Annotated in this window: 9 protein-coding genes; 4 read left to right on the forward strand and 5 right to left on the reverse strand. The window is 73.8% G+C overall.

The genetic code is table 11. The annotated features are described in order from the left end of the window. The first annotated feature begins 10 nt into the window (after positions 1 to 10). Both ACW62_RS08095 and ACW62_RS08100 read left to right on the forward strand, forming a co-directional pair. A complete protein-coding gene (locus ACW62_RS08095) occupies positions 11 to 1,141 on the forward strand; it encodes a hypothetical protein (protein WP_053203542.1) in 1,131 nt (376 codons plus the stop codon). Continuing rightward, entirely contained in the window at positions 1,138 to 1,686 is a 549-nt protein-coding gene (locus tag ACW62_RS08100; protein ID WP_053203543.1) for a hypothetical protein, read from the forward strand. The genes ACW62_RS08095 and ACW62_RS08100 overlap by 4 nt, the downstream gene beginning before the upstream one ends. Positions 1,687 to 1,723: 37 nt before the next feature. Here the strand turns inward: ACW62_RS08100 and ACW62_RS08105 are convergent, their stop codons facing one another. Genes ACW62_RS08105 through ACW62_RS34680 form a run of 5 tightly spaced genes read right to left on the reverse strand, consistent with a single transcriptional unit; the run spans position 1,724 to position 7,375 of the window. After that, positions 1,724 to 3,403, reverse strand: a complete 1,680-nt coding sequence (locus tag ACW62_RS08105; protein ID WP_169792010.1) for an efflux RND transporter periplasmic adaptor subunit — start codon at positions 3,401 to 3,403, stop codon at positions 1,724 to 1,726. Then, positions 3,396 to 4,217, reverse strand: a complete 822-nt coding sequence (locus tag ACW62_RS34670; RefSeq protein WP_053203545.1) for a DUF5666 domain-containing protein — start codon at positions 4,215 to 4,217, stop codon at positions 3,396 to 3,398. Before ACW62_RS34670 ends, ACW62_RS08105 begins: the two co-directional genes overlap by 8 nt. 25 nt (positions 4,218 to 4,242) lie before the next feature. Next, on the reverse strand, positions 4,243 to 5,469 hold the full coding sequence (locus tag ACW62_RS08115) for an ABC transporter permease (RefSeq protein WP_053203546.1): 1,227 nt from the start codon (positions 5,467 to 5,469) through the stop codon (positions 4,243 to 4,245). Then, entirely contained in the window at positions 5,466 to 6,161 is a 696-nt protein-coding gene (locus ACW62_RS34675; RefSeq protein ID WP_053203547.1) for an ABC transporter ATP-binding protein, read from the reverse strand. Before ACW62_RS34675 ends, ACW62_RS08115 begins: the two co-directional genes overlap by 4 nt. Next, entirely contained in the window at positions 6,158 to 7,375 is a 1,218-nt protein-coding gene (locus tag ACW62_RS34680; RefSeq protein WP_205629209.1) for an efflux RND transporter periplasmic adaptor subunit, read from the reverse strand. Before ACW62_RS34680 ends, ACW62_RS34675 begins: the two co-directional genes overlap by 4 nt. Before the next feature lie 130 nt (positions 7,376 to 7,505). Between ACW62_RS34680 and ACW62_RS08130 the strand changes: the two genes are divergently transcribed. Together ACW62_RS08130 and ACW62_RS35130 are read left to right on the forward strand one after the other, a co-directional pair. Beyond that, a complete protein-coding gene (locus ACW62_RS08130; RefSeq protein ID WP_053203549.1) occupies positions 7,506 to 8,219 on the forward strand; it encodes a response regulator transcription factor in 714 nt (237 codons plus the stop codon). After that, positions 8,216 to 9,700, forward strand: coding sequence for a sensor histidine kinase (locus tag ACW62_RS35130; protein WP_205629210.1), 1,485 nt, complete (start codon positions 8,216 to 8,218; stop codon positions 9,698 to 9,700). The genes ACW62_RS08130 and ACW62_RS35130 overlap by 4 nt, the downstream gene beginning before the upstream one ends. Positions 9,701 to 9,719 lie beyond the last annotated feature (19 nt).

Raw genomic sequence — 9,719 nt, forward strand, 5'->3', positions numbered from 1 at the left:
CCGTGCCAGGGTGACGCAGTCCGAGGCGCCGCCGCCCACCCGTGGCGCCGTCCGTTCCGCCGTCGAGGCCCTCCTCCGCACCTGCGCCGATCTCGAGCGGCGGGCGGCGGAGGACGTGGCCGAGCAGTCCCAGGCCCGGGCCGCGCAGGTGACCGTCGAGGTCGGTCGCGCCCGGTCCGCCGCCCTCACCACCCAGATCGAGGCGCTCACCCACCAACTCGACGCCGACCTGAGCGACCGCCTCGCCGACCTGCGCCACCCGTACGTGACGGAGATCCACGCATTGCTCGCCCTGCTGGCGCCCTGGCACGGGCTCGCGCCACTCCCCGCGCTGCCGCCGTCGCCGGCCGGTGGCGCCCTCACCGACCACTTCCCCAACGGCTTCGCTCGTGACTACGTCCACGACCTGCTCGCAACGGTCGACCGCAGCGTCACATTGGCCGGCGACGTGTCTGCTGAGGTCGCTGCCGAGACGGAAGACTCTGCCGACGAGGCGAAGGACCTGATCGGCGAGCACCTGCCCGCCGACCTCCGCGAGGAAGGCTTGCGGATGCTCCGGGACCACACGTGTCATGCAGTCGAGCGGCACGGGCCGCATATCGCCACGACGGCGCAACTCGCCCGCCTCATCTGGCTCAAGGACCCGTCCGGACAGGAGATCTGGCAACTACTGCCGAATGGGGCCGCAGAGTCCAGCCACTGGTGTGGCCCGGTCAGCGGAGGCTTCACGTCACAGGCGGCGATGGCGAAGGCACTTGCCGTGTTCCTCCGATGGGCACACGACCACGCCGGTAGCGTGAACGAACTGATCACCAAGTACACGAAGACGAAGACCAAACGTTTTGGCATCCATGTGAGCGCGCAGTTGGCCGGGCTCGTGGCGGGTGACACGGCCGGCTATCGAGGCACAGCTACGACGAGCAAGGCCCGCACCGCCGACTGGCTGGCGGCGCGCGAGCGGACGATGACATACGGCGCGCCACCGGTGTACGGCGTACCGTACGACACGATCGCGGAAGGCATCGATCCTGGTGTGACCCTTGCCTTCAAACGAATCGGCAAGGAGAGCTGGCGCCTCGTGACCTGTTACCCGGTCGACCGCCAGAACCCGGAGAACAAGCGGCTGGAGGACCTGACGTGATCCCGGCGACCGAGAACTTCAAAGCCTACTTCGGCAATGGCTTCCACCTGGCCGACGAGCTTCCGGAGTTCTATGTCGAAGCATGCGAGGAAGTCCCCGAGATGCTGGCCGGCGATGATGACGGCAGCTACCGGTCGTTCCACGACGAGTTCGCCGTACACATCCGCGATTCCTCGTATGCGCCGTGGTCCGAGGGCGACTCGCAGTGGATCATCGACGAATGGCTGCGCAACGTCTGGTATGACGCCTTCGGGCCGGAGCAACCGCCCGGTGATCCCTATCCGGTCCCGGCTGAGGATTGGGGCACACGCCGACTCACGCAATACATGCTGCACGCCGTGAACCGCCGGCCAGAGCTCAGTTCGCCGGGGGCGCCGGCGTGGCTGGAGGCGCGCGGGCTGACGTTCGCGGACGTGGCCGCGGGGGTGGAGTGGTCGGCGGCGGCAGAGTCCGTGTCGTTCCGGCCCGCGCCGGAGGGGTGGCTGGAGCGGCTGCACGACCTCACCGCGCGGGGCCTGCGCGCGGAGCAGCCGGGCGAGCGGTAGACCACTCGCCCGGCCGGCCCCGGGGCATGGACCCGCGTCAGCCGAACCCGGGCGGCGGCCCGCCGCCGGTGACGTTGCCGCCGCGCATGGGACCGCCGGTGGGACCGGCGTCGGACGTGGGCAGGTCGGCGTCGAGATCGGCGAGGACGACGAGGTCGCCGGCGGCGAGGCCGTCGAGGATCTCGGTGCGCTCGGAGCCGACGACGCCGAGGGTGACGGGGGTGGTCTCGACCTCGCCGTCGGACAGGACTCGGACCGCACCGCCGTCCGCGGTCAGCGTGATCGCCGAGTTCGGCACCGTCAGCACCTCCGTCGCCTCGCCCAGCAGGAACGACACGTCCGCCGAGGCGCCACCAGCGGCGTTCGCCGGCGGTTCGGCGACACCGACGACGACGGAGTAGAGCGGCCTCCCGGACGACGTGTCGGGGATCAGGCCGATCGACACCACCTCGCCGCTCACGGCCTCCGCCGCGCCCGCCGGCCGCACCTCGGCCGCCGTCCCGACGGCGAGGCTGCGCAGGTTGGTCTCCGAGACCTCGGCCGTGACGGTGATCGCGCCGGGCGCGACGACGGTGATGGTGGCACTGGTGTCGGCGGTCGCGCCGGCGGTGACGCCGACCGCGGCGACGGTCCCGGTGATCGGCGCGACGATCGTCGCCGCGGCGAGCGCCTGCTCGGCCTCCAGCACCCGCAGTTCCGCCTCGCTCACCGCCGCCTGGTCGTCGGCCAGCTGGGCGGCGTCGGACAACGCGCTGTCCCCGCCCGGCCCCTGCTCCCCCTCCGACGGCGACGACGGCGCAGCGGGCGACGACGGCTGCTCCTGCGGGGTGTCCGGCTCCTCGGCCGCCGCGAGCAGCTCGGCCAGCGCGGCGATCGCCTCCTGCAACGCTTGCTGGTCCGCCGCGGCCCGCTGCTGCGCCTCCTGCGCCGCCCGCAGCGCCGCCACGCACGGCTCGAGGTCGGGCGCGGCCGGCTCCGACGGCGTCGGGATCGGCGTCTCCGTGGGCGACTCCGTGGGCGACGGCGACGAGGTGGGGCTCGTGGTCGGCGCGGAGGACGTCGAGGTCGTGGTGAACGCCGCCTCCGTCATCGCCGTCTCGCAGGCCTGCTGCTGCGCCTCGAGCGCCGCGACGGCCGCGGCGAGGCTCCGGGCGGCGGCCTCCTGTGCCACCAGCACCGCCTGCTGCAACGCCGCCAGCTGCCCGGCGGACCCATCAGACCCGGGCCCATCCCCCGCCGGCCGCACCGACGCCGACACGATGACCGCGGACGCCGACGTGGACGCCGACTCCGTCGCCGACACCGACTCGGCCTGAGCGTCGACCGTCGCTTCCAGGGCGGCCTCGGCCTGGGCCAGCTCGGCCTGCGCGTCGGCGAGTCCGGCGGCGAGGTCGGTGGTGTCGAGCGCGGCCAGCTGCTGACCCACCGTCACGGTGTCGCCCACGGCCACGTCGACGGACGCGACGGTGCCGGACGTGCCGAACGCGGCCGCCGCGGACGACGCGGCCTCGACCGTCCCGGTGCTGTCCAGCGTTTCCGCCACCGACGCGAACTCGGCGGCGACGGTCCGGTAGGACGGCTCCTCGCCGGCCACGGCGACGGCCCACACGCCGGCCGCGCCACCCGCGACCACCACCGTCAATCCGCACGCCACCGGCAGCCGCAGCCGACGCCGACGCCGCGGCCGGCGGCGCAACGCGAACGCCTGGTCAGACACCGGGCACATCCCCGCCCGGCCGCTGGCACTCGCCGTCGACGGCGGGTGAGACGGCGATGGTCGACGCGGTGACGGCGCCGGTCGAGTCGGCCTCGCCCGCCACGATGACGCAGGCGCCCTCGGCCAGCGCCTCGGGCCCGGCCGGCGCCTCGGTGGTCCAGGTCGTGGCGGCGGACGTGGTGACGGTGACGACGCTGGGCTCCGGCTCGGCGGTCGGGGAGTCGCGGCCGGGCCGGAGCACCTCCACGGTGAACGTCTCGCCGGAGACATCGATGACGGCGCCGGCGGACGGCGGGGACGGGCGCTCGGTCGGCGCGCCGTCCGGCGGCGGCCCCGTCGGCCGGTCACCCTCGGCGAACCCACCGCCCGGCCCGCCACCGGGCCCGCCACCGGCGAACCCGCCGCCTGGCCCGCCGCACGACCCGTCCTCGGCCGGCTGGGTGACGGCGACGCTGGTCGCGGCCACCTCGGTCGCCTCCGGGCCACCGTCCTCGGACAGCACGACGACACAGGCGCCGGCCGCGAGGTCCGCCGCCGACCCGGCCACCGTCGCCGTGATCACCGTCGCGTCGGTGTACGTGACCGCGACCTGCCCGGACGCGCCCTGGACCTGCAGCGTCGTCCCGTCGATCGTGGCCACCACGCCGGTGGCGCCGGGGCGGGAGACCGGCGGAGCCTCCGGCTCGCCGGAGTCCGCAGACGTCTCCAACGAGGTCGCCGGTTCCTCGGCGGACGAGCCGCAGCCGCCGGCCACGGCGGCGACGACGGCGAGGGACAGCAGCGCCCACCACGGGCGCCGAAGGGTCGCGATCATGCTGAGTCACTCCTGAGATCGTGGGTCATTCGCTACGCAGGGCATCGATGGGCGCGAGCCGGGCGGCCCGCCCGGCGGGGTAGACGCCGAAACCGACGCCGACGGCCAGGGCCATCGCGACGGCGGCGACGGTCGCGGGGATGGAGATCTCGATCGGCTGGCCGATGAACCGCGGCAGCAGTTCGGCGCCGAGCACGCCGAGGCCCGCGCCGAGCAGCCCGCCGGCCAGCCCGAGGACGGACGCCTCCAGCAGGAACTGCCGCCTGATCACGGCCGGCGTGGCGCCGAGCGCCTTGCGCAGGCCGATCTCGCGGATCCGCTCGGTGACGGAGACGAGCATGATGTTCATGACGCCGATGCCGCCGACGACCAGCGAGATCCCGGCGATGCCGGCCAGCAGGATGGTCAGCGTCCGGTCGGTCTCGGTGGCGGTGTCGAGCAGCGACTCCTGCGTGGAGATGGTGTAGTCGGGCTCGTCCTGGTCGGTGAGCCCGTGCGCGGTGGCCAGCGCCGCGTCGACCTCCTGGTACGCGGCGGACAGCTGCCCGGCCGACGCCGCCTCCACGTAGATCGTCGAGACCGACGCGGACCCGGCTGCCAGCCGGGTCGCGGCCGTCGTCGCCGGCACGAGGGCGAGGTCGTCCTCGTCCCCCGAGGACGACGAGCCGACCGAATCCAGCACGCCGACGACGGTGAACGCGGCCCCGCCGGCCTGCACCGTCTGCCCGACGGGGTCGGCCGGCCCGAACAGCTCGCTCGCCGTGTCCGGGCCCAGCACCATGACCGCGGCCTCGTTCTCCAGGTCCTGGTCGGTGAGGAACCGGCCCGAGGTCAGGCTCCGGTTGCGCACGTCCAGCCAGGCCGGGGTGGTCCCGTTGACGGTGCTGGTCCAGTTGGTGCCGCCGGACGTGAGCGACTGCGGGCCGCCGCTGACCGGGGCGACGGCGGCGACGTCCGGCGCGACGACGTCCGACGCCAGCACCTCGGCGTCGTCCATGGTGAGGGTGGTGGCCGAGCCGCTGCCACCGCGCAGGCCGGACGCGTCGGTCGTGCTGCCGGGCGTGACGATGAGCAGGTTGCTGCCGAGCGCGCTGATCTGGGCCCGGACCTCGGCCTGGGCACCCTGCCCGAAGCCGATGGTGAGGATCACCGAGGCGATGCCGATGAGGATGCCGACGACGGTGAGCAGTGAGCGCAGCTTGTGCGTGCGGACCGCCTCCCAGCCGGTGCGCAGCGTGTCGAGCCAGTTCATCGGCGCACCGCCGCTGCCGGGGCCGCCAGTTCGCCGTCGTGGATGCGCAGCACCCGCTGCGCCTCGGCGGCGACCCCCTCTTCGTGCGTGATCAGCACGATCGTGCGGCCCTGGTCGTGCAGTTCGTCGAAGAGCGCGAGCACTTCGCGGGTGGAACTGGAGTCCAGGTTGCCGGTCGGCTCGTCGGCCAGGATCAGCGCGGGGTCGGTGACCAGCGCCCGGGCGATCGCGACCCGCTGCTGCTGGCCGCCGGACAGCTCCGGCGACCGGTGCTCCACCCGGTCGGCCAGCCCGACGCGGTCCAGCGCGGCCAGCGCCCGGCGCCGCCGTTCGTCGCCCGGCACGCCGGCGTAGGCCAGCGGCAGCTCGACGTTGCGCAGCGCCGTCAGGTGCGCCAGCAGGTTGAACTGCTGGAACACGAAGCCGATGAGCCGGTTGCGGATCTCCGCCAGCTCGTCCTCGCTCAGCTCGCCGACGTCGACGCCGACCAGCCGGTAGCTGCCGGACGAGGGCGTGTCCAGACAGCCGAGGATGTGCATGAGCGTCGACTTGCCGGAGCCGGACGGGCCCATGATCGCGACGTACTCGCCTTCGCCGATGCCGAGGTCGATGCCGCGCAGGGCGTCGACGTGCAGCGTTCCGGTCTGGTACCACTTGCGGACGGCGTCGAGCCGCAGCACCACGTCGCTCACCCCTGTCCTCCGCCCGGGACGCCGCCGGGACCGCCGCCCTCGCCGGGGAACCCGCCACCCGGGAAGTCGCCGCCGGGGAATCGGATGCCCGGTTCCCCCTCGTCGTCGCCGCCACCGCCGCGACCGGCCGGGAGCGGCACGACGACCTCGTCGCCGGCCTCGATCCCGCTGACGATCTCGGTCTGGACGCCGAAGGCGGCGCCGATCTCGACCGGCGTCTCGACGTGCGCCCCGTCGTCGGCCACGACGGTGACCGTGGTGGCGCCGTCGGTCGTGGTGACCGCGGCGCTCGGCACGGTGAGCACGTCGGTGTGCTGCTCGACGATGATCGACACATCGGCGCTGCCACCGGCGTAGACGCCCTCGACGGCGCCGGTGACGGCGATCTCCACCGGGAACGTCGCGGTGCCGGAGCCGGCGTCGGAGGCCACCAGCCCGATCGAGCTGACCGTCCCGTACACGACGTCGCCGCCGTCCGACGGCGTCAGCTCGGCCTGCAGTCCCTGCTGCAGCCGGGCCAGGTCGACGCTGCCGACGCTGGTCTCGACGACGAACGCGTCGGTCGTGATCACGGTGACCTGCGCGCCCGTGCCGCTCGCCGCCGACGAGGACGAGGACGAGGAGGACGTCGACGGATCGCTGCCCCCGGTCGTCCCCGACGACCCGCCGCCGACCTCGTCGCCCACGGCGATGTCCACCGACGCCACCGTGCCGGCGATGGTGGACGTCAGCGTGGCGTCGTCCAGCGCCTCCTCGGCCTGCGCCACCCGCGACTCCGCGGCCGCGACCGACGCCTCGTCGGCGGCCAGCTGGGTGTCGGCGGCATCGGCGTCGGTGTCGGAGTCCAGCCGCTCCTGGGCCGCGTCGAGGGTCGCCTCGGCCGCGTCCAGCTCGGCCTCGAGCGTCTCGGTGCCGACGGTGGCCAGCGCCTGGCCGGCCGTGACGACGTCGCCCTCGGTCACGTCGACGGAGAGCACCTCGCCGCCGACGGCGAACGACAGCTCTGCGGTCTCGGCCGGTTGGAAGGTGCCGGTACTGGTCACGGTCTCCTCGTAGGTGCCGACGGTGGCCTCGGCTGTGGTGGTCGACGACGTGGACGCCGGATCGTCCTGGCTCACGGCCCACGCCGCGCCGGCGACGGCGACCCCGAGGGCCGTCGTCGCCAGCAGAACAGTCGCCCGTCGCGCTCGACGGGACTTCGGTAGCAACCGCACCCGGAACACGATGGTGGATCTTCCTGGCACCGCCCTGGGACGAACCTGGCAACCACCTGTGAACGGCATTCACAGCGAATTCCCAGCCGGCTGCCAGGGTGCTCTCAGGCGGAACCGGCATCGTGCGGCCATGGCCGCACGCGAACCGGACGGACGCCTCGTCGTCGTGGACGACGAGCCGAACATCGTCGAGTTGCTCGCCGCCAGCCTGCGCTACGCCGGATTCGAGGTGACGACGGCGCGCAGCGGCCGTCAGGCGCTCGACCTCATCCTCACCGAGCGGCCCGACCTCGTGGTGCTGGACGTGCTGATGCCGGACCTCGACGGCTTCGCGGTGGTGCGCCAGCTGCGCAGCCACCAGGTCGACGTGCCGGTGCTGTTCCTCACCGCGAAGGATGCCGGTGACGACCGCGTCATGGGGCTGACGATCGGCGCCGACGACTACGTGACCAAGCCGTTCAGCCTGGAGGAGGTGGTAGCCCGGATCCGCGCCATCCTGCGCCGCTCCCGCGGCCGGGACCTCGGCGCGGCGACCGCCCGGCTGTCCTACGCCGACCTCGAACTGGACGACGACCGGCATGAGGTGCGCAAGGCCGGCCGTCCCGTGGACCTCTCACCGACGGAGTTCAAGCTGCTGCGCTACTTCCTGGCCAACCAGGGACGGGTGCTCAGCAAGGCGCAGATCCTCGATCACGTCTGGTCCTACGATTTCGGCGGCGACGCCGGAGTGGTCGAGTCCTACATGTCCTACCTGCGCCGCAAGCTGGACCAGGGCACGCCGAAGCTGCTGCACACGGTGCGCGGCGTCGGCTACGTCCTGCGACTGCCGCGCGACAGCCCGTGAGGACGCGGCTGGCCCGGCGCGACCGCACGCCGCTGCGGACCCAGCTGCTGCTGGTCGTCGTCGCTCTGGCCGCGGTGACGGTGCTGGTCACCAGCGTCGTGGCGGCGTCGGTGCTGCGCGACTACCTGATGGACCGCGCCGACGACCAGTTGCGGCAGGCGGCCGGCCCGTTCGTCGGGCCGGCCCGGCCGGGCCTGCCGGACTCCGACGCGCGCCCGTTCCGGCCGATCGGCAACTACAGCGTGACGATCTTCGCGCCGGACGGCACCCCGGTCTGGAGCACCGACGATGCGACGACGCAACGGCCCGGGCCGGAGCTGGACGCCGGGTCGGTCCCGGAGCTGTCCGGATCGCTGCTCACCGTCGACGCCGTCGAGGGCGACACGACCTGGCGGGTGCTGGTGCTGCCGCGCGACGACGGCGGATTCGTCGCGGTCGGCCTGCCGCTGACCGACATCGCGGCGACGGTGAACCGGTTGCTGCTGATCGACGGCGTCGTGGCGGTGTTCGCACTGGCGGCGCTGGCCGGCCTGGCCAGGTGGATGGTGCGGACCCGGCTGCGGCCGCTGGAGGAGGTCGAGGTCACCGCCGAGGCGATCGCGGCCGGCGACCTGAGCCGCCGCATCCCGCCGCGGGACCCGCGCACCGAGGTCGGCCGGCTGTCGGCGGCGCTGAACGCGATGCTCGGCCAGATCGAGTCGGCGTTCCTCGCCCGCCGGATCTCCGAGCGCGAGGCGCGCCAGTCCGAGCAGCGGATGCGCCGGTTCATCGCCGACGCCAGCCACGAGCTGCGCACGCCGCTCACCTCGATCCGCGGCTTCGCCGAGCTGTACCGGCAGGGCGTGGTGCACGACGAGCCGGAGGTGCGCCGGCTGCTGCGCCGGGTCGAGGACGAGGCGGCCCGGATGGGATTGCTCGTCGACGACCTGCTGCTGCTGGCCCGGCTGGACCACCAGCCGGTGCTCGCCCGGGCGCCGGTGGACCTGATCGAGATCGTCGTCGAGTCCGTCCTGCAGGCCCGGCTCGTCGCCCGCGACCACGACCTGCGGCTGCACGTCGACGCCCGGGCGGTCCCGCTGGTGACCGGCGACGCGCTGCGGCTGCGCCAGGTGGCCGACAACCTGGTCCGCAACGCGACCGTGCACACCCCGCCGGGCACCGTCGTCGACGTGTCGGTCGGCGACACCGCACAGGGCTGGGCGGTGCTGGAGGTCCGCGACGACGGGCCCGGCCTGACCACCGAGGACGCCGCGCACGTGTTCGAACGGTTCTACCGCGCCGACCCGTCCCGGTCGCGGGCCGACGAGGCTCGCCACAGCGGCAGCGGACTCGGCCTGTCCATCGTCGCCGCGGTGGTGGCGGCGCACGGCGGACGGGTCGAGCTGCGGTCGGCGCCGGGCGAGGGTGCGACGTTCCGGGTGCTGCTCCCGCCGGCCGGCGAAACTCAGCCGGCCTCGGCGGCCTTGACGGCGGCGACGTAGCGGCGGGGGGGGGGGGGGG

It is taken from the genome of Jiangella muralis, from assembly GCF_001270745.1.
In the GTDB taxonomy this organism is placed as follows: Bacteria; Actinomycetota; Actinomycetes; order Jiangellales; family Jiangellaceae; genus Jiangella; species Jiangella muralis.

Coding starts and splice junctions, on each gene's coding strand:
- ACW62_RS08115 (WP_053203546.1), bottom strand. CDS start 5,469: ATGAACTGGCTCGACACGCTGCGCACCGGCTGGGAGGCGGTCCGCACG.
- ACW62_RS08130 (WP_053203549.1), top strand. CDS start 7,506: ATGGCCGCACGCGAACCGGACGGACGCCTCGTCGTCGTGGACGACGAG.
- ACW62_RS34670 (WP_053203545.1), bottom strand. CDS start 4,217: ATGATCGCGACCCTTCGGCGCCCGTGGTGGGCGCTGCTGTCCCTCGCC.